At 72.6% G+C, this 19,528-nt stretch carries 12 protein-coding genes; 5 read left to right on the top strand and 7 right to left on the bottom strand.

The genetic code is table 11. The annotated features are described in order from the left end of the window. The first annotated feature begins 175 nt into the window (after positions 1–175). From ABT360_RS19485 to ABT360_RS19475, 3 genes are all read left to right on the top strand, one after another. Positions 176–3,475, top strand: a complete 3,300-nt coding sequence (locus ABT360_RS19485) for a tetratricopeptide repeat protein (RefSeq protein ID WP_351817606.1) — start codon at positions 176–178, stop codon at positions 3,473–3,475. Positions 3,476–4,116: 641 nt separating this feature from the next. Further along, positions 4,117–4,584, top strand: coding sequence for a hypothetical protein (locus ABT360_RS19480; RefSeq protein ID WP_351817603.1), 468 nt, complete (start codon positions 4,117–4,119; stop codon positions 4,582–4,584). A gap of 369 nt (positions 4,585–4,953) precedes the next feature. Continuing rightward, entirely contained in the window at positions 4,954–5,796 is an 843-nt protein-coding gene (locus tag ABT360_RS19475) for an aldo/keto reductase (RefSeq protein ID WP_351817600.1), read from the top strand. Between the two features lie 500 nt (positions 5,797–6,296). Here ABT360_RS19475 and ABT360_RS19470 read toward each other — a convergent pair whose 3' ends face one another. Then, positions 6,297–7,355, bottom strand: a complete 1,059-nt coding sequence (locus ABT360_RS19470; protein ID WP_351817597.1) for a hypothetical protein — start codon at positions 7,353–7,355, stop codon at positions 6,297–6,299. Between the two features lie 883 nt (positions 7,356–8,238). Between ABT360_RS19470 and ABT360_RS19465 the strand changes: the two genes are divergently transcribed. Beyond that, positions 8,239–10,356 (top strand): ATP-binding SpoIIE family protein phosphatase, encoded by a 2,118-nt coding sequence (locus ABT360_RS19465; RefSeq protein ID WP_351817594.1) that lies wholly within the window; start codon positions 8,239–8,241, stop codon positions 10,354–10,356. A gap of 462 nt (positions 10,357–10,818) precedes the next feature. Continuing rightward, positions 10,819–11,241: a hypothetical protein gene (locus ABT360_RS19460; RefSeq protein ID WP_351817591.1), complete on the top strand. Its 423-nt coding sequence runs from the start codon at positions 10,819–10,821 to the stop codon at positions 11,239–11,241. Between the two features lie 14 nt (positions 11,242–11,255). On the opposite strand, the gene ABT360_RS19455 is transcribed toward ABT360_RS19460, so the two are convergent. From ABT360_RS19455 to ABT360_RS19430, 6 genes are all read right to left on the bottom strand, one after another. Next, on the bottom strand, positions 11,256–11,849 hold the full coding sequence (locus ABT360_RS19455; RefSeq protein ID WP_351817588.1) for a hypothetical protein: 594 nt from the start codon (positions 11,847–11,849) through the stop codon (positions 11,256–11,258). A gap of 465 nt (positions 11,850–12,314) precedes the next feature. After that, a complete protein-coding gene (locus ABT360_RS19450; RefSeq protein WP_351817585.1) occupies positions 12,315–12,896 on the bottom strand; it encodes a hypothetical protein in 582 nt (193 codons plus the stop codon). A 1,318-nt stretch (positions 12,897–14,214) separates the two neighbouring features. Continuing rightward, the gene (locus ABT360_RS19445) at positions 14,215–16,863 is read right to left on the bottom strand and encodes a hypothetical protein (RefSeq protein WP_351817582.1); all 2,649 of its coding nucleotides are present in this window, start codon (positions 16,861–16,863) and stop codon (positions 14,215–14,217) included. A gap of 92 nt (positions 16,864–16,955) precedes the next feature. Then, positions 16,956–18,059, bottom strand: a complete 1,104-nt coding sequence (locus tag ABT360_RS19440) for a hypothetical protein (RefSeq protein ID WP_351817579.1) — start codon at positions 18,057–18,059, stop codon at positions 16,956–16,958. A gap of 147 nt (positions 18,060–18,206) precedes the next feature. Next, positions 18,207–18,836, bottom strand: a complete 630-nt coding sequence (locus ABT360_RS19435; RefSeq protein ID WP_351817576.1) for an RICIN domain-containing protein — start codon at positions 18,834–18,836, stop codon at positions 18,207–18,209. Between the two features lie 34 nt (positions 18,837–18,870). After that, entirely contained in the window at positions 18,871–19,497 is a 627-nt protein-coding gene (locus ABT360_RS19430; protein WP_351817573.1) for an RICIN domain-containing protein, read from the bottom strand. Positions 19,498–19,528: the final 31 nt, after the last annotated feature.

Genomic DNA, 19,528 nt, shown 5'->3' with positions numbered 1-19,528 from the left:
CGTGTCTTTCGGATCTTGCCGGGCTCGCGAGCCCTGGCACGCGCATCTGCTGCGTTGTCGTCGGTCGCCAATGCTCCGCAGTGGCTCCCTCCTCCGCCTTGCATCTGCGCGCACCAGACCCCGCTCGCTGATCCGGCCTGATCCAAAAGACACGACCTAGGCGGGGGCGGGCGGCATGGCGAAGTGGCAGTGGGGCAGGCGACGCGACACCGGCAAGAGCACTCCGGCGAGGAGCGCCCTCGGCGGCGTCACACCCGCCGCACCCGCAGCACCCGTCAACCCCGTGCAGCAGGTGGCGGGCAGCGGAAACGCGACCGCGACCCACGGCGGCATCGCCGTCACCGGCATCTACAACGACCATTCCACCGTGGTGCTGCCGCCGGAAGCAGTGGCCCCCGCGGGCGGTGTCGAGGCCCGCCCGGGTCTCGACAACCTGCCCTACCGCCCCGGCCGCTTCGTCGGCCGGACCGTCGAACTCGACCGCCTGGACGCCGCCATGACCGGACCTCCGGGTCGTCCGGGCGGGGTGCTCTTACAGGCAGTGCACGGACTCGGAGGGATAGGCAAGAGCGCCCTGGCCGCTCACTGGGCGGCCACCCGAGCCGGCGCCCTCGGCCTGTCGCCGATCCGCTGGATCACCGCGGACAGCCCGGCCGGAGTGGAGCAGGGCCTCGCCGCTTTGGGCATGGCCCTCCAGCCTGCCGCGTCCAAGGTGATGACCGCCGAAGCCCTGGTGGAGATCGGGAAGGAGTGGCTGGCCACACACACCGGCTGGCTGCTCGTCCTGGACAACGTCAACGACCCCGCCGACATAGCCGAACTGCTGGCGCGCGCGCCCGCCGGCCGCTTCCTGGTCACCAGCAGGCTCGCCACCGTATGGCACGACGCCACCACCGTCATTCGGCTCGACGTCCTCGATCCGGCCGATTCCCTGGCCCTCCTCAAGGCAACCGTCACCAGCGGTGGCCCCCGCGACATGGCCGGAGCGGACGAACTCTGTGCCGAACTGGGACACCTGCCCCTGGCCGTCGAGCAGGCCGCCGCCTATCTCGCACAGAACCCCCTGCTGACCCCGCGTTCGTACCTGGACCTGCTGAGGGACGACCCTGCGGCGATGCTCCGGCGGGGCGCCATGGGCGTGACCGACGCCGAGCGCACCGTCGCCCGTACGTGGCGCGTGGCGCTGGACCGCATGGCCGAACGGCAACCCCTGGCCGCCGAGGTGCTGCGGATCCTGGCCTGGTATGCCCCCGACAAGATTCCCGTCGGGCTTCTCGACGACGTAGCCGAACCGGCCGAGCTCGCGGACGCCATCGGCACGCTGAACGCCTACAGCATGGTCAAGGTCGACGCCGGCAGCCGTTCCCTGGCCGTACACCGGCTCGTCCAATCGGTGGCCCGGACACCCGATGCCGACGACCCGAACCGTACGCCCGACCTCGTCCAGGAGGCCCGTTCGTACGCGACCGCCGCCCTGCTCGCGGCCGTCCAGCCGTGCCAGTGGCAGGATCCCGCCACATGGCCCACCGGGCACACCATGCTCCCGCACATGGACGCCGTCGCCCGCCACACGCCCCCGGTGGCCGACACCACCAGGACCGCGAGGCTCCTCAACCACGCCGGGGTGTTTCTCGTCAGCCAGGGGCTGGCGGCCCGCGCCGCAGCACACCTGCGACGAGCCCTGGCCCACCACGAACGGACGCTGGGCCCCGACCACCTGGACACGGTCACCTGCCGTCACAACCTGGCCGGTGCCTACGAGGAGGGCGGCGATCTGAAGCGCGCCATTCCGCTCTACGAACGGGCTCTGGAAGACGCGGACCGCACCCTCGGCGAAACGCACCCCCTCACCCTCGCCAGCCGCAACAACCTCGCCGACGCCCACCGGGCGGCCGGCAACACGGACCGGGCTCTCGCCCTGCTCGGGCAGAACGTCGCCCTGGGCCTGCTGCAGGGCACGGACGAGCTCAGCACCCTCGCCGCCGTCACCAACTTTGCCCGCGTACAGCAGACCGCGGGCAATTTCGACGAGGCCGTCCGCCTGCTCGAGGGGAACATCGACGCCTGCGTACGTGAGCTCGGCGAGGACCACCACCTCACCCTCGTCACCCGCCACAACCTGACGGCCGCCCGCCTGGCCGCAGGCCGGCGACTTGCCACCACGGCACTCTTCGAGCAGGACCTCCACGACATGGAACGGGTCCTGGGCGAGGACCACCCCGACACCGTCCTCGTACGCGGGGACCTGGCGCACGCCTACAAGGAAGCGGGCGACCTCGGCCGGGCCGTCCCGCTGCTCGAACGGACACTGCGCGACATGGAGCGCGTCCACGGTGAGGACCACGGCAGGACCCGCGCCGTCCGCATGGCGCTCTCCCTCGCATACCGGGAGGCGGGCGACATCGACAAGGCCCGCTCCCTGGCCGCTCGGACACCGAACGAGCCGGCCGATGTCCGGCCCACCGGGGACCCACGGCCGGCCGATGCCCGGTCCACCGGGGACCCACGCTCCGCAGGCGAGGGACACCCCGACACCCGCGGTGCCGATACCCACAGTGCCGACATCGGCTACGCCTTCCTCACGGCTGACGACCCGGAAGGCGCCATGCCCCTTCTGGCACAGGCCTACCACGACAGCCGGGAGCGGAGCGGTGAGGAGCACCAGAACACCCTCGCCACCCGCCACAACCTGGCCGTAGCCCACCTGATGGCGAACGACCCCGGGCCGGCCATCCCCCTGTTCGAGCAGAACCTCCGGCTCCGGGAAAAGACCCTGGGCGAGAACCACCCCGACACGCTCACCACCCTCAGGCACCTCGCCGACGCCCACCGGCTGGCCGGCCACTTCGACCGGGCCGTCCACCTGTACGACAGGGTCTTCCAGGGGCGCACACGGGCCCTCGGCCCCGCCCATACCGACACCCTGGCGGCCCTCAACCTCCTCGCGTGCAGTCTCCTGCTCCTGGGTCTGCCGAAGGAGGCGGTTCCCCTCTGCCAACAGGCACTGCACGGCATGGAGAAGGCGCTCGGCCCCTCCCACCCCGACGTCCTCACCATCCGCAACCAGCTTGCGCAGGCGCACAAGGACGCGGGGGACCTCCAGCGAGCGGTCCCGCTCTACGAGGACAACCTCACCGCATGCGCACAGACCCTTGGCGAGGATCACCCGCACACCCTCACAGCCCGCCACAACCTGGCCGTCGCGCACGCCGCGACGAGGAATTACGACCGGGCACTCGCCTTGCTCGAGGCCAACCTCCCGCAACAGGAACGGGTGCACGGAGCGGACCACACCGACAGCCTCACCACCCGCATGAACATCGCCTCCACCTACCACGTGATGGGGATGCGCAAGGAAGCCCTCCGCCTGTACAAGCAGACCCTCGACTCCTGCATCAGGGCTCTCGGGATCACTCACCCCCTCACTCTCACCGTCCACGCCCAGCGGCGCGCCGCCCGGCGCAGAAGGCCCTGACACCGGCGCGCACAGGCCCGCGAGCCATCCGGGCCGGGGGACGCCCATCTCTCGAAGTGGTTTCCCCTGTTGAGCACCTTCGGCGGGCAACAGCGGCACGCACCGATGCCCCGTGAGTGCCCGCCCGGCGCCGGGCGGCACAGCGCACGCCCCCTGCGACGGGCCGCGGGGCTGGCTCGCCCGCTGCTGCTGCCGTCCGGCCGTGCCGTCCTCGCACCCGTCCGCCGCCGGCGGGCCGTCCCGCTGTCCCGCTGCCGGCCACAACAGTGGCCACGCTCAACGCCATCGGAGGGCCGTGCCCCGGGCGGAGACGGCGGCTGCCGCCATCGTTGGGCTTCGCTGCTGACGCCGCCACAGCGAGCGGGCCGAGCCTTGTGGCACCCCTCACGACGACTGACCGCCACCGCAGTGAGAACATCGCCACCGGACCGCCGCGGTGAGGGGGAGAGAGCATGAACCAGGGGCGAGTGACCTATGAGGTGAGGTACTCGGTTTCTCCACCGGCCGTCGTGAGCTCGGGTCCGCATGATGAAGGCGGTGCTGTCCGGCTCTGCCGGGATGTCGATGCCCCAGCGTCGGACCGCTACCGCTCCACCCGCACCTTCCACATCGTCTCCGAGGGTGGGCCGCCCATCGCCCGCGTGGTCACCGAGCAGACCCTCGGCCCGCGGGTGATCGGGCGCCCGGCCGTCTATCGTGTCGAGGATCCGTTCGGCGGGCTGCTCGGGCGGATCACACTGCGACGCCGGCGAGGTCTCCGGTTCGGACGGACACGGTGGACCGTGGAGCCCGCGGCGGGCCCCGCCCTCACGGGGTACCAGGGCCGCCTGGTGTGGTGGGCGGTGTGGTGGCCGGTGGGGCTGCCGATCAGGTTGCTGTGCCTGATCGCGGCCGTCATGGGCGCGGGTGACGGAGGTTTCGGCCCGCCCCGCCGGGTCATCTGGCGTGACGGTACGGGCCGTGCCCACCTGGTCTTCCGCGGGCTGGCCGACGACTACCAGGTGCTGAGGCCCGGTTGGGACCCCCGCCTGGTCCACGCAATTGTGGGGCTCCACCAGGCGTTCGATCCCTCCGAGGGGGCAGGAGCGCTGGGCTGGTACGAGCAGTAGCGGCCCCAGCCCGCTCGTTCCCGGCCCGGCCGATGCGCCGATTACCGCGCCTGCCCGGCGCGGTAATCGGCAGTGGCCGTGCCGCTGGCGCCTGCGCGCCGAACTGCCGCCGTCGGGGCCGTCGGGGCCGTTGGGCTTGCGCCCGTCGGCCGTTCCGGCGCCTCCGCCGCAGGTCTCCCCGCCTCGTCACGCTGCTGCCGGGTCACCCGCTGCCCCGCCGGGCCGGCAACGTGCCGCCGTGCTGTGCTGCCCAGCCGTTCCGGCGCGCCGTGCCGTCGGGGCGTGCCGCGGTCGATCACGACGGTTGGCAGGGGCGGTTGCCAACTGCGCTGTTAACGTTGCGCCTTGAACGAGGGGGAGGAACATCACATGACTTCGACTGCGTTTCGTATCGGCGGGGATCTGGAAGTACGCAGGCTCGGCTTCGGGGCCATGCACTTGCGGACGGACCCGGGCCCGGGCCGTGAGGCCTCTCTCGCCGTCGCCCGGCGGGCCGTCGAGCTGGGCGTCACACTGATCGACACCGCTCACATGTACGGCGCGGGCGCCAACGAGGAGCTCGTGGCCGAGGCCCTGCACCCCTACCCGGACGGGGTCCTCATCACCACCAAGGTCGGAGTCGCCCGATCGCTCCCCTCGGGCGAGTGGAAGCTCGACGGGCGGCCGCCTGTGCTGCGCGAGCAGGTCGAGCAGGCGCTGCGCCGACTGCGCGTCGAACGGATCGAGCTGCTCCAGCTGCACCGTGTTGATCCGGAGACGCCCCTCGCCGACCAGCTCGGCGCACTGCGGGACCTGCGGAACGAGGGCAAGATCGGCCGGATCGGGCTGTCCGAGGTCACCGCCGACGAACTCGACCGGGCACGGGACATCGTCGACATCGCGAGCGTGCAGAACCGCTACAACCTGCTCGACCGGGAACACGAGCCCGTGCTCGCGGCCTGCGAAGCGGCCGGCATCGCGTTCCTGCCCTGGCGCCCCGTCGCCTGGGGGGAGTCGGGGGCGAGGGCCGACATCGCCGCCGTGGCCGCCGAGGTCGAGGCCACTCCCACGCAGGTCGCGCTCGCCTGGCTTCTCGGGCACTCGCCGGTCATCCTCCCGATCCCGGGCACTTCCCGGATCGACCACCTGGAGGAAAACCTCGCCGCGGAACGCCTCCACCTGACCGAGGCCCAGCGTGATCGCCTCGACCGCCTGTCCGGAGAGCAGTCATGAGCCAGTACAACATGCCCGTGGGGGAGGAGGCGGTACGAGATCCCGCTCCCTGTTCCGCACCCGCAGGCCGGCCCTCGTCGCCCAGTCGGTGATGGCCATCTCGGGCCTCGCTACATCCACGTCATGCTGAGCGGTGGCCCGGACTCCCTCTGACTCGATGAGGAGCCCATCCTGTGTCCTCGACTCCACCGCGCTCGGCTTTGAGCTGCGCGGTGAGGTCGTACCGCGCGTGAGGGCCGATTGACGGGCAGGCCAGCGAGGGCGAAGCGCACGAACATGGTGCGGTGGTCTCGACGATGGCCCGGTCGCCGAGTCCGGGGCCCTCGTAGACCACGGCGACGTCTTCGAGCCCGTAAGGCGCATGCCGTAGGGCCGGCAGCACGTTGAGGATTGCGGCCTCCGCAGCGCCCTGGCCCGCGCCCCGCACCGCTCGTCCGACACCGTGCGGCCTGCATCCGGACATCGAGCGCGATGATCCTGGCCGAGCCGATCGACGACGGTCAGGAATTCAGCCCGCAGGTGCCGTCGGAGTCGGTGTTGCCGCCGAGGTCGACGAACCTCGCGAGCACGGCCCGGCAGTTGTCCGCGCCGTCCAGCCGGGAGTTGTCGGTGACGGTGGAGTTCTTCAGCCGGACGCTGCCAGGGCCGACCCGCACCGGCGGGGCGGGGGTGTAGCCGAGGGTGATGTTGATGCCACCCCCGCCCTTCTCGGCGTAGTTGTCGGTCACCTCGGTGTCCACGAGGGTGACGTCCCTGACTCCTCGTACGTCGATGCCGCCACCGTAGCCCGCGAGTTCGCCCGGCCGCGTGGGATCGTACGGGTCGGTGACCCGGTTGTCGGTGATCGTGGACCGTTCGACCAGGCCCGCCGAGTCGAACCGGATGCCACCGGCTTCGCCGGCCTCGTTGTGGTCGACGAGGCTGTCGCGCAGGGTGAAGGAGCTGAAGGGGATGTTCTGTACGGCCCCGCCGATCCTGCCGGTGTTCCTGGTGAGGCGCACCCGCTCCATGGTCAGCTGCGAGGAGTTCAGCGCGGCACCGCCGCCGTAGTAGTTGTAGAGGGACGCCGTGGGCTCGGAGCGGCCGCGGGTGATCGTCAGGTCCGAGATCGTCGACGGTCGCATGACGGTGAACACCCGGTCGATCCCGCCCCCGTCGATGACTGTGGCGTCCGCTCCGGCCCCGGTGATCGTCGTGGGCGCGAAGATCTTCAGGTTGCCGTGTGCCGTATCGGCCAGGGTGTAGTCGGTGAAGGGCCGACCGAGCAGCGGTGGGATGCTGAGGCGGTAACGGCCCGCGGGGAGGGTGATCGTCGAACCCGGGTGTGCGTTGGCCTCCATGACTGCCGCACGCAGGGTGCATCCCCCCTTGGTCGACAGGCACTTCCCGTCCCGTGTGGACGCGTCCGGTGCGTCTACCACGCTGTCGACCGCGATCCGCTGAGCCGTCGCCGCCTGCGCCTGGCCCGTGCCCGGAACCATCGTGGCGACACCGATGGCCGCGGCCGCCACGGCCAGCACCCGACGTGCGTCCACTGTCGTCTTCTTGGCTTTGGTCATGGCCCAGAAGCTAGCCGCAGGCCCTACCAGCCAGTAGGACACACTTCACATAACGGAATATTGACCTGATATAGCTCGTAACGCGGCCCGAAGGAGAGGGTGACGGCTTGATCCGGATGCCCCTGTTCCCCGAGCCGACACCCTTGTTGGCGGGGCCTCGCGCCGACGCGGCCGAGAGCCTGCGCCGACCGCGACGGCGGGCGGCATCCGCGAGGTCCGGGCACTGGGCCCCGTGCGGCTGGGACACGGTGACCGAGACGGCCCCCTTGCGCCGCAGCACCCGAGCGATGAGCTCGCAGCCACCAGTGCCGCCAGTGCCGCCGGACATGGCCCCGACTCGCCCGTGGCGCGCGAAAGCGCTCATCGACACCTCCCGCAACGGCCGGGGCGGCGCCGCCGGGCCCAGCGGCCGGCTCCCCGGCCGGCGTGGTCACGTACGTCGGCGGGAGGCCGCTTCGTCCGCCGCATCCGCATCGGAAACCGGCGCGAACCAGTCCGGGGGGGCAGGGCTCCGGTGAGCGTCCGGCGGCGCACCCCGCTCCGGGGGCGGCGCCTACGTGTGGACGAAGCCACCCGGCCGGCCCGAGAGCTCCGGCAGCCGGCTCCCCACACACGACCCGAAGTGCGCGGGCACTCATGTACCGGGTAGGGGCACCGGCCCTTCGCCACACGCTCGCCGGTGGTTCTCCGTCCAGTTCCAGGGACTCCCGGTTCCAGGAACTGATGCCCAACATCTACCCGCCCCTGCCCTGGTTCGCGCCGTTGGCAGGTGGCACCCGGCGGCCGTCGCGCCCGCACCCCCTGCCCACCGGCGCGCGCACGCCGCGCGCGAGGTGTTCAATGAGATCAGGAGCCCCCTCGAACCTGCCGGGGTGAGAGACGAGTGAGCGAGAACGGCCCGGGGGAACCCGTCGCGGCAGCGGACTTCCCCACGGCCGTTCTGGTACTCGACGCCGCCGGCAAGGTCCTGACGGGCACACGTTCCGCAGCGACGCTCCTGGGCGCTCCTGAGGCCATCGGTGGCCCCGGTGCCGAGCGGCTGCACGCGGAACAACTCTTCGAGGATCCCGCCCTGTGGGCCCGTCTCGTCGCCGGAGCCGTCGGTGGCGCCGGGCGCAGTGCCCGTGCCCGGCTGCTGCGGCCGAACGGCGCACAGCTGGAGGCCGACGTCGACATCACCACCCTGATGGGGGGCTCGTCGGCGCGGTTCCTGCTGTGCGTGCACCCCGCCGACCCGGACCGCCCCGTACCGGTCGCCGTCGCCGGTGACATCCGCCGGGTCCCGCCCCCGCCGCCGGCGGACCAGCGCTCCGCCGAGCGGCTGGCGCTGCTCAACGCGGCCGCCGCGGAGATCGGCAGCTCCCTCGACATGGTGCGCGACGCCGAGCAACTGGCGGCAGTGCTCGTCCCCGCATTCGCCGACCTCGTGGCCGTCGACCTCACCGAACCCGTGCTGCGCGGGGACGAACCGGGAGAGCTGGTCACCGGAGCGCCGATGCGACGTGTCGCCGTGAGGGCCGCCGACGGCCGGTGGCCGACGGAGAGCTACTCCGTGGGAGACACCATCCGGCTGCGGAGCGTCGAGAGCGTCCATCTGCGCGGGGGATCGGCGGTCTTCCTCCCCGACCTGAGCGAGCTCCGCGCAGTGCTCGCGGGCGAGGATGAGCGCGTACGGCTGATCCTTCCGCCACAGGCCGCCTCCCTCATGCTGGTCCCCTTGCAGGCACGCGGCACGGTGCTCGGTGCGCTGGCCCTGTGGCGCACCGCGGAGCGCCGCCCGTTCGACCAGGAGGACGCGGTCCTCGCCGAGGAGATCGGCTCCCGGGCCTCACTCAGCATGGACAACGCCCGCCGGTACACCCGTGAGCGCCGTACCGCAGAGGCCCTGCAGCGCAGCCTCCTGCCGAGACCCGTCATGGACGTCACCGGTGCAGAGACCTCCGGGGTCTACGTGCCCGCCGCCACGACCGCGGCCATCGGCGGCAGCTGGTTCGACGTCATCCAACTCCCATCGACGCGGCTCGCGTTCGTCATGGGCACGGTGGCCGGACACGGCCTCAACGCCACGGCCGCGATGGGGCGTTTGCGGTCGGCCGTGCAGACCCTGGCCGATCTCGACCTCAGTCCGGACGAACTGCTGGCTCACCTCGACGACCTCGTGATGCGCTTCATCGAGGACGACGACCGACAGGAGCCGGACGCGGAGGCGCCGAGCGCGCTGGCCGGTGCCACCTGTCTCTACGCCACCTACGACCCGGTGTCCCGTACCTGCGTGCTGGCCGGAGCCGGCCACCCGCCGCCCGTGCTGGCCGCCAGGGGACGGTTGGGGAGCGGCACGGTGACGTACCGCCCAGGTCCGGTCCTGGGAACCGGCGGGCAGCCGTTCGAACCGGTGGTGCTGTCCCTGGGGTCCGGTGATGTACTGGCCTTCTACGGCGGAGCGCTCGCCAAGGGCACCGACCGGTCGGAGCGGCAACTGGAGGCGGTCCGGGCGGGTGCGCGGGACGGCGCCGACAGCGGGCGGCATGTCACCGAGATCGGGCAGGACATCCTGGACGCCTTGTCGCACGAGCCGCCCGATGACGACCTGGCACTGCTCGTGGTGCGGATCAAGGAGGTGTCCGCCGCTGCCACCGCCGCGTGGGAGCTGCCCGCCGACCCCTCTCTCGTCGGGCGGGCCCGCGAGCTCGTCTCGGACCAGCTGACCGCCTGGGGACTGGAAGATCTGGCCTTCACCACGGAGTTGATCGTCAGTGAGCTCGTCACGAACTCCATCCGGTACGCGGGCGGTCCGGTCGGCCTGCGGCTGATCAAGGACCGCGTCCTGATCTGCGAGGTCTCCGACCCGAGCCAGACACAACCGCATCTGCGCCGGGCACAGCTCACCGACGAGGGCGGCCGCGGCCTGTTCCTCGTCGCACAGCTCACCCACCGCTGGGGCAGCCGGTACACGGCGGCCGGCAAGACCATCTGGACGGAACAGCCCCTGGCGGGCAGTTGAGATACCGTGCCCGCCGCCCGGACGGCGGTGCGGACGATCACGGAGTCCAGGATGGAGGCGGACCTTACCCCGAGGACCAGGGACAGCGGCACCGTCCTCGTTCTGTCGAAGGGATCGTCGTCGCTGCCCGGCTTCGCGAAGACGGACGGGAGGTGCGCATCCTCCTGCCTCGCCGGCCACGCTGAGGGTGACGGTCAGGGCGTCCCCCTGCACGGCCGGCTCTGAATGCTGCAGGAGCCGGCCACGCTGTGTGCGTGTCGGTGGCAGCGCCGAGAAGAGCTCGGACCCATCAACAAGACCGACTACCGCGAGCGCCATGCGGTCGAACGGGGCATCTACCGGCTCAAGCGCCACCGCGCCGTCGCCACGGGAAGCTCGCCGTCCGCCAGGAGGCGACCGTACTGGTCGCAGTCAACAGCCGTGGTGACCAGCACTTTCACAACATGGCATGAAGCGTGTTGCTTGGGTCGGTTGCTGAGGGCCGGCACCAAGCCGTCCCGCCCGCGAAACAGCGACCCGGCCGTGGTCGCGCCCGACTACGGCCTGTCCCAGCGCGTCCTGATCACCGTCTCCGGCCGTACCGGCGACGTGGCGGAGTTGCTCCCCGCCGACTCGCCACCCTCGCCACCGCGCCTCCAGGCCCTCGATGAGCCCACGGTGCGCGCCGTGGTCCGCCAGGCCGACCGCGACGTCCGCACCGCACCGCCCCCGCACCCGCCGATCCGCCGGCGGTCCCCGCGCTCGCCGCGCCGCGCCGCGTCGTCGACGACCTCGCCGCCGGCTTGCGGGCCCGCTCGCCGATCCGCCGACGACCCGACCGTCCCTGCGGGTGGTGCGTCGTTGAGGGGCTCGGCCAGCTCTGCCCGGTTCGTCCACCACCCTTGACGTCGGAGCGGCACTCAGTCGATGTAGTGGAGTCCCTGGCGAGTCCAGAGAGTGAGGTCGCTGCTGGTGGCGACGGCCAGGGTGAGGCCGGAGGGCGAGAAACCGGCAGCGCGGAGTTCTGAGTACTTTGAGTGAAAGACGTGCCACCACGCCTCTCCCGCCGGGCCCTTGTGGCTCCCGCCGTCTGCGGAGAGGATGACGCGGTCGTGGGGCCACTCAGGGCTGACGACGTCCAGGGTCCAGCCGTCGGGAGTGGTGGTGTGGAGGCCGCCGCCGAAGAGACCGGCGATGCGGACGGGGGTCCCTTCGATCGGCCCGAGGCCGGGGCAGGTGAGGTCCGGGTGGGCGTCGGGGATGCTGGTGGCGGGGTCGGGATCCCGGTCTCGGGCGATCTTCTCGCCGGTGGCCGCGTCGAAGAGCCCGTGACCGTTGCTGGAGACGACCATGACGAGGTCGTGCCCGCTGTCGGGGTGGACGGCGAAGCCGATGCCAAGCAGGCCGCCGATGGGAGTTCTGCGGTCGGAAACCGGCTGCCATGGCTCCGGGGCCGGCATGACGGGGGCGGCGAGGTAGCGCTCGCGCAGCTTCTGCTGGTACTCCGTGATCAACTTGTCTCCCCGGTGCGATTCGCGTCGAGGGTCTCTCGCGCAGCGGCCCACGTCGACCCACATTCGTGCTGGGTGATCTCGGCAATTCGGCCCGCGTTTTGCCGCCCGTGCAGTCTTCCCTCCGCGAGGACTCCGTGATTCCCCTCATAGGCGGCCATCGTCGCGAGACCGGCGTGGTCCGGGGCCTTCATGACCTCCGCCGGACAGGCCGCAGTCAGGGGCCGACACTGAGGTCCCTGCAGGGCGACCCGCCGTAGTGCCCGCCCCTCGTCGTCGAGTCCGAAGAACGACCAGGTGTCACTCTGGTCGTCGTCGGCGCGAATCCAAGGGTTCACGCCCCCCATGATCTCTCGGTGGGAAGGTGCAGGCTCCGGCGGGTCTACGAACCAGATGCCCTCCGGCCCGGCACGGGGCATTGAGATGCCCCGCCGGTTCTGGCTCCGGCGGGGCTTTCCTCGGGGGTGGTCAGCGGGTACGGACGGGAGTGAGCGCGGTCAGCCCTCCTTCTGTCGTCTCGCCGCTCAGCTCCGGCCGGGCCGTCAGGAACCGGTCCGCGAGCAGCGGGTGGAGCAGCAGCCGGTCCGGGACGGGCGGCAGGTTCTCCCCGTCGTAGAGCACCGGTGAATCCCAGGCGCCGGGGTCACCCACGCCCTTCCGGTCGACGATCACGGCGCGGGTCGGTACCGGAAGCGCGGCGGCCGAGGCGAGGACGGCCGCCTCGACCGTGTCCGCCTGCTCCGGCGTGAGACCGTCCAGCCACAAGGTCTGGGTCTCACAGCCGAGCGGTTCATAGGCGTACTCGTCGACCACGTCGACGTCGGCCGACAGCCACCAGTTCATGGTGAGGGACGCGATCCGCAGACCCAGCAGCCGGCCGAGCTCCTCCGGGCTCATGAGGACGTCGTCCCCCTCGACGTCGAGCACGACGGCCGCGCCCTTGGCGGGGTGTACGAGCCGGAGGCCGTGCGCCTCGAACAGCTCCGCCTGTGCGGCGAACACCGGCGTGGCCGCCGACTCGCGGTACCAGCGGATGAATCCGTCAGTCATGGTCAGCAGCTCGGCAGCGTGAAGATGTGGACATTCTCTTCTCCGAAGACCTTCTTGGCCTGCTTGATGGCCGACTCCGGGGTGTTGTCGGCGAGGTAGTAGACCGCCTTCACGCCCGCCTCGTCGGCCGCGTACTTGTTGATCTTAAGGGCCTTGCCGAACTTGGACGGATTGGCCGCCTTGGCGCCACCACCGACGTACACGTACGAACCATCGGGCCCGATGACGTCGAGGCCGCTCGAACCCACGTTGGGCATGACGATCTTGATGTCCTGGCCCTTGTCGTCCTTGGCGACCTTCCCGCCGACGAGCTTGGCGATGTACTCCTCACGAGCCAGGCCGATGTTCTCCGCGTCCTTGCCGCCGCCGGACCGCGCCGCGAGGACGCGCTGCGGGCCGGAAGCCTTCGCCGCGGCGCTCCTCGCCGCCGGACCGCTCTTCTTCTTGTCCGTCGCGCAGGCGGGGAGCTTCTTCCATACGTCGTCGAGGATCTCCTCGCCCTTGTCGACCAGCTTCTTCGCCTTGGCCGACTTGTCGAGGAACTCCTTGATGCCCCAGATGGCCTTGCCGATCTTCGGGAGCTTGCTGACGATGGCGGCCGCCTTCGTCCACGGCAGGTTCTCGACGATCGCCCACAGGCAGGTGGGGATGTCCGGGTCGTCCCAGCACTCCTTGATCTTGCCGGCGGCGAGTTCGACGAGGAGTTCGGCGCCGTTCTCCATCAGGTAGTCGAGCAGGTCCTGCTGGGCGAGGGCGCGGGCCGCCTCGAACTCGGCCGGGCTCATCCCCGCCGCCTCGAGCGCCTTGCGCTCGGCCGCGTCCAGGGAGTAGGGGTCGCCCTTCTCCTTGGCCTTGGCGGCTTCCTCGTGTTCCTTGCGCTCGAGTTCGCGCTGGTATTCCTCGGCCTTCTTGGCGGCCTCGTCGGCTTCCTTGGCGTAGGTGCCGGCGTTCTTGGCGGCCGTTTCGGCGGAGGTGGCGTGCTTCTCGGCCGACTCCGCGAACGTGTTCGCGTCGACGGCGTCCTTCTCCGCCTGGGCGGCGGCGCCCTGGGCGACGCTCGCTTCCTTCTCGGCCATGGAGGCGGCGCTGTTGGCGGCGGCCGCGTGGTTGTCCGCCTCGGCGGCGGCACCCCGGGCGCGGGCCGCCTCGGCCTCCGCCTGGGTGGCGGCGTTGCGTGCGGCGGCCGCGTCGGCGAACGCCTGGTTGGCGGACTGGCGGGCGAGTTTCGCGTCGGCCTGTGCCTGGGCGTCGGCCTCGTTGGCGCGGGCCGCGGCGGCGCGGGCCTTGGCGCCGTCCTCGGCGGCCTGGGCGGCGGACTTCATCGCGGCCACCGAGGAGCGGGCCGCGTCGGCGGAGGAACGGGCCGCCGATGCCGCCGCCTTGAAGGCCGGAGCCACCTGGGCGTTGGCGCGCAGGGCGGCGGCCTCGGCCGCTTCGGCGGCCTTGACCGCCTCCGTCGCGCGGGTCTCGGCCTTGGTGACCTCCGCCTGGCCCATCGCCTGGGCGGCCTTCGCCACCTCGGTGGCGAAGTCGGCGTCGACGTCCGTGCCGGTGAACGGCGCGGTGAGCACGATGGCGGTGTTCGCCGGGTCGGCGATGCCCGCGGCGGTGGTACGGGCCGAGGTGGCGGCCTGGACCGCGATGGTGGACTGGAGGCGGGCCATCGCCGCTTCCCGGGTGGCGCCGTCGGCCTCGTCGCGGGTGCGGTTGGCGGCCTGGAGCGCCTGGTTGGCGTGGACGGCGGCCAGTCCGGCCAGCCGGGACGCCTCATGGGCGGCGATACCGGCCCGGGCTTCCTGCGCGGTGGCCTCGGCCGCCTTGGCGCCTGCCCGCTGGGCCGCGGCGCGGGTGGCGGCGGCCTCCGCCTCGGCCTTGTTCGCCGCCGCGTTCGCGGCGAAGGCGGCCGCCTCGGCCTTGTTGGCGGCGGCGTTGGCGCGGGCAGCGTCGCGGTGGCCTCGGCGGCCGCCGCGCGGGCCCGCGCCGCTGCGCCGGCCGCCTCAATGGCCGCCGAGCGGGAACGTACCGCTGCCGCCGACGCCTGGTCGGCCGCGCCCCGTGCCGTACCGGCCGCCGTACCGGCGGCGTCGGCCGCGGACCTGGCCTCGGTGGCCGCCGCGCGGGCGGTCTCGGCGTGCTCGGTGCCCTTGGCCTTGGCGGCCATCGCCTCGGTCGCCCTGGCCCTCGCCGCTTCGGCGTTGTGGACGCGTTCGGCCTCCACCGCCTTGTCGCGGGCGGTACGGGCCTTGGTCTCCTCGCCCCGCGCCAGTTCGTCGGCCTTGGCGGCGATGCCCTCCTGGGCCTGCGCGGTGGCCCGCTTCTCGGCGGCCACGGCCGCCGCGGCCTGTGCGTCGGCCCTTCGGGCGGAGGCGGTACGGGCCTCGGCCTCGGCCCGCGCGCGTGCCGCCGCGGCGATGTCCCGTTCCCGCTCGGCCCGTGCCCGGGCGGCGGCGGCGAGGTCGCGCTCGCGTTCGGCGACCGCCCGCTGTTCGGCCGCGATCCGGGCCTGACGCTGTGCCTCGATCCGCGCGTCCCGCGTCTTCCGGGCGTGCTCCCACGCCTCCTTCTCTGCCTGCTCGGCCGCGATCCTGGCCTGGCGGGACTTGGCCGCCGCGTCTGCCGCGGTCTTCGCCTGCTTGGCCGCCGCCTCGGCGAGGCGGGCCGCAGCCTTCGCGTGCTCCTCGGCGTTGGCCCGCCACTTGGCGGCCTGCTGGGCATGCAGCTCGGCCTGGTTCTTGGCGTTCAGCCCGGCCGCGTCGGCGGCGGTGGCGTCCACCGCGTGCCGCGCGGTCGCCGCGGCCTTCGCCGCCGCGTCCGCGGAGCCCGCGAGGCCCGAGGCCACATCCGACCACTGCACCCCATGGGTCAGGCCGGTCCCGACCAGCACGTCGGCCTGCACCTTGGCCTGGCCGGCCGCCACCTGGGCCGCCTTGGCGGCGTCCTCGGCGATCCCGACCTGCCGGGCGACCTCCGCCTTCACCGGCCCGTAGTCCGACAGCCGCTTCCCGGCCCGGTCGGCCGCCAGCAGCCGGTCGGCCTCACGGGACTGCGAAGCGGCCGCGCTCATCGCGTTCGACGCCGTCTTGAGGGCCCGGACCGCGTCGCCGTGCGCGGCGATCAGCTTGGTGCGGGCCGCGGCGGCGGTGGCCGCCTTCTCCGCAAGCTCGCGCAGCCGCTCCGCCGCCTCCAGCGCCTCCTTCTGCGCCTTCTCGTGTGCCGCCCGGTCGTCGGCGTCCTGCTGAGCGGCGACCAGGTAGCCCTTCACCAGGAACTCGGCAATCACCTTGTCGTCGCCCGTGGCCAGAGCGGCCTGCGCGGTCCGCTTCACCTCGGGCCCGCCGACCGCGACGAGCATCTCGACCCGCTTGCGGTTCTCCGCCGCGCGCTGCTGCTCGTTCTGCTCTGTGGCCTTGTCCCGCTGGCGGGCGATGTCGGCGCCGAAGGCCAGGAAGTCGGCCCGGTCCTGAGCCGTCCCCTTCAGGACCCGCTCGACCTCCGCGTTGAAGAACGGGCCGCCCGTCCCGCGCAGCGCCTCGATCTCGCGACGGTTGGCGACATCGGCCGTGTCCCGCTTGTCCTTGGCGCGCTGCCGTGCCTCGGCCTCCCCGCGCTCCAAGAAGTCGCGGATCGCGTTCGGGTCGGTGCTCTCCAGTGCCTTCCTGGCGGCCTCGCGGACTTCCTCCTCCTCGTCGAACTCGGCGAAGTCCTCGACCAGTTGCCGGTCCCGCTCGTCACTGATCCGGTCCAGCTCGGACGCCGTCCGCGGGGGCTGGGCGGTCCCCGCGGCATGGAGACCGGCCGCGACGCCCGCACGGGCGGCTTCGCCGGGGCCCTCCCGGGTGACGGCTCCGGCCTCCCCGGCCACACCGCCGAGGACGGCCAGGGCAAGGACGGTCGACACCGCCCCACCCAGCAGACCGGATATCCGGCCGCGAGTTCTTCCGGCTCTGCGCCGGACTCCTTCCCTCACGGGAAACTCCTTCAATGAGTCGACACATGGATAAGTCGACGGTTCGGTGGTGGTGCAGCCCAACGCCCGGTTCCGCCGGGCACTTTCCGGGTTCAGTCCCGGCTGCGGCTCTCGCCGTCCTGGGCGCGGTCGAACATGGCCTTCCAGAACCCCGCCGCGTCGTCCGCCGCGGCCCGCTCCCCGGCCCAGGCGGCCTCGTGGTCCTCGGCGGCGCCGGAGATCGCCTGCCAGAGGCGCTCGGCGGACTCCCGGGACAGCTGGGCGACGGTCCGCCAGTTCTCCGCCTGGGCGGCCGCTGCGGCCTGCTCGGCCTGCCAGGCCCGCTGAGCCGCACCGGCGTGCTCGGACACCGCCTGCCAGGCGCGCTCCGCCTCGGCACGGGCGCGTGCGGCGTCCGCCGCGCCGGCCACAGCCGCCTCGGCCGCCGTGGCCTCCGCGATCAGGCGGGTCAGCGTGTGGTGGCGCACGGCCTCCGCGTCGGCCACCCGGGTCCGGTACGCCGCCAGGTCCAGCGCGGCGCCGGTGGCCCAGCCGTAGCCGAAGAACTCCGCCACGTCGGCGTCGGTGGCCCCCGGGCGCAACGCCCACTGGGCCGCGACCCGCACCTGCTCGCCCGGGTCCTGCACGCCGAGGCCGCGTACGAAGTCCCGGTCGGCGGCGGCGACGTCCAGCCGCTGCTGCTCGCCGGCCTCCCGCGCGTCGCGGTCGCGGCGCTGCGCCTCGGCGTAACCGGAGGCGACGAAGGCCGCCTGCTCGGCGGCGCTCCCCTTCAGCGCCCGTGTCGCGGCCGCCCGCACCTGGGGGGAGAACTCCGCCGTGTGCGTGGCGATCACCCGCTCGCAGAACGCCCTGTTGCGGGCGCGGGTGTCCCGTGCCCGCTGCTTCGCGGCGTCGAAGCCGCCGCCGGGCGCGAGCCACTCGACGAGTGCCTGGTCACCCCGGGAACTGCGCAACGCGTTCCACGCCGAGGTCCGCACCTCGGCGGCCGGGTGGGTCTTCGCCATCGAGGTGACCCGCTTGCGGGCCTCCTCGACGGCCGCGGCCAGCTCCGGCGACAGTGCCTGCTGCGGCAGGTCGGCCGGTACGGCGGTGACGGTGGACGCCACCTGCGGTGGCGCGGCGGCCGGGGTGGTCCCCGCCCACGCCGGTACGCCGCCCGCGAGGACGATCGCGCCGGCCAGCGCGCCGACGGTCACCGCCCGCGTGCATCTCCACTGACGACTCAACTCAAGGCCCCCCTCGGGAAAGAAGTACGGTTCACAACCGCCGGGGCGGAGCCGTTCGCACGGCCCCGCCCCTCCTGGGCGTTCAACGGACGCGCCCGCGCGCGTCGGTCGGCCGGCTCACGCGACCGGCCGGACCTGCCACAGCTGGGCGTCGGTGCGGTTGCAGGTGTAGAGCTGGGCGTCGACGCCGTTGTCCTGCTTGGCGCTGGGAACGTCGACGCACATTTCCTCGGCGTGCGCGGGCTGGAGCTCGTACAGCTTGCGCACGGGGTCGACCAGCATCATCCGCCAGCGCTGGTGCGCCCCCTGGCCGCACGTGAACTGCTGGACGGCCGCGCCGGCCTTGACACTCTCCTGCTGAACCTCGAGGCACTTGCCGCTCTTGACGGAGCGAAGCTCGAAGGTTCCGCCGGTCTTGGCGACGGCGGTCCACTTCTGGGAGTCCGTGCCGTTGCAGGCGTACTGCTGGGCGTTGATGCCGTCCGTGGTCTTGCCGCCCTCGATTTCGAGGCACTTGCCGCTGTGGGCGGCCGTGAGGGTGACCACCTGCTGCGGCATCCCGGCGCGGGCCACGGCCTCCTGCCGCGCAGCCGCGGCGACGGCTGCCGCCTCGCGGGCCGCTTCGGCGGCGGTCGCCGCGGCGGTGGGCCTGCCGGTGTCGCCGTCGGCCTGGACGGCGGTGGCCGTGCCGGCGAGGACGGCGACGGCCGCGCCCGCGGTCAGGGCTGCCCGGATGATCCGAGACATGTGGGGATCCGTTTCTCTTGCGTGTTCGGGGGGCTCAGGCGGCCGTGACGGGCTGGATGCGCCACTGCTGGGCGGGCGTGCCGTTGCAGGCCCACAGTCGCGCGGTCGCGCCGTCCCTCTTGCTCGCGGACTCGATGTCCAGGCAGAGGTTCGTGCCGACGGCCGTGTGGGCGGGCCTCAGCTCGTACAGTTCCTTGGCGATGTCGGCCATGACCAGGCGCCAGCGCTGGTTCTGCGCTCCCACGCACCACCACTGCTGGACGGCCGTGCCTGCCTTGGTGCCGGAGGCCTCCGCGTCGAGGCACTTGCCGCTGTGCCCGAAGCGCAGCTCGAAGGTGCCGGCACCGGTGGGCACCATGGTGAAGCGCTGGTTCTCGGCGTCACCGGCGCACGCCGACTGGACGGTGTTGACGCCGTTGCGGAGACTGGCGCCGGGGATCGTGAGGCACTGGTCGCTGTGCGCGACCCTGAGCTGTACGGCCGAGGGGGCCGGGGCCGCGGCGGCCCTGGCGTCGTCGGCGTCCACGGTGGCCGTGGACACCGTGGTGGCGGTGGGGGCCGACGGGGTGCGCGCCTCGTCGGCGACGGCGACGGTCATGCCGCCGGCGAGCGCGGCGACACCGGCCGCGACGGCCAGGGCGGATCGGACGATCCGGGACATGGGGTGCTTCCGTTCTTCTCAGGTCTGAAGG

The sequence above is a fragment of the Streptomyces sp. NPDC000229 genome, from assembly GCF_040300825.1.
Classification (GTDB): domain Bacteria; phylum Actinomycetota; class Actinomycetes; order Streptomycetales; family Streptomycetaceae; genus Streptomyces.
Note: the sequence above shows the minus strand (reverse complement) of the source record. Positions and strands in the feature narration are given on the sequence as shown.